Annotated in this window: 1 protein-coding gene and 1 pseudogene; both read left to right on the forward strand. The window is 67.2% G+C overall.

What is annotated here, in order from left to right:
- The coding region (gene guaA, locus NUV94_08230) for a glutamine-hydrolyzing GMP synthase (protein ID MCR4392722.1) at positions 1 to 824 on the forward strand (824 nt) is incomplete at its 5' end.
- Positions 825 to 843: 19 nt separating this feature from the next.
- A pseudogene (locus tag NUV94_08235) lies at positions 844 to 1,025 on the forward strand (IS481 family transposase).
- Positions 1,026 to 1,082 lie beyond the last annotated feature (57 nt).

A 1,082-nucleotide genomic window follows, 5' to 3' on the forward strand; every position in this document is an offset into this window, starting at 1 on the left:
CCCGGGCCGGCATCGACCACGTGGCCGTGTTCGTGGACCACGGGCTTCTGCGCCTCGGGGAACGTGAAGAGGTGGAGGCCGCTCTGCGGGGGCTAGGCGTGAACCTCGTGGTCGTGGACGCTGCGGGCCGGTTCCTGCGGGCGCTGCGGGGAAAGGTCGATCCGGAGGAGAAGCGCAAGGTCATCGGTCGGGAGTTCATCGCGACCTTCAAGGAGGCCGCTCGGGCTCATGGCCCGTTCGCTTTTCTCGCCCAAGGCACCCTATATCCCGATGTGATCGAATCCGCCGGGACCACAAAGGCGGCGGTGATCAAGTCCCATCACAACGTGGGCGGCCTGCCCAAGGACATGGGTTTCCGGCTCGTGGAGCCGTTCCGGTACCTGTTCAAGGACGAAGTGCGTGAGGTGGCCCGCTTGCTCGGGCTCCCCGACTCGATCCGCCTCCGCCACCCGTTCCCTGGCCCAGGGCTCGCGGTGCGCATCCTCGGTGAGGTCACCCCAAAACGCCTGCAGGTCCTGCGACAGGCGGATGCCATCTTCACCGATGCCCTGAAGGAGTGGGGGCTGTACCACCAGGTGTGGCAGGCGCTGGCGGTGCTCACCCCGCTCCGGAGCGTGGGCGTGGTGGGGGACCAGCGGCACTACGGGTACGTGCTGGCGCTGCGGGCGGTGACAAGCACCGACGGGATGACCGCGGACTGGGCACGGCTCCCCTACGCGTTCCTGGACCACGTGGCCGGCCGCATCACCCGTCGGGTTCCCGAGATCGGGCGCGTGGTGTACGACATCACCGGAAAACCTCCGGCAACCATCGAATGGGAGTGAGATCGTCCCCACCCGAGGCGGGCGGGAGTGCTGCGGGACGGAGGCGCACCCGTACGAGGCGTGCCTGGCCCTTGCCGGGGTCGAGCACCGGACGACGTAGGTAGGGCTCCAGACGGGTTCGTGGAGCGGTTCCACCGCACGATGCTCGATGCGTTCCGGGGCAAGTTCTCCGCCACAGTGGAGGAGCTTCAGGCCGATCTAGTGTCCTGTAAGGGTAGTGAGTAACCAGGTACGGGCAAGCTTAGCACAGTGAGGCAT

The sequence above is a fragment of the Candidatus Acetothermia bacterium genome (assembly GCA_024653305.1).
Taxonomy (GTDB): domain Bacteria; phylum Bipolaricaulota; class Bipolaricaulia; order Bipolaricaulales; family Bipolaricaulaceae; genus JACIWI01.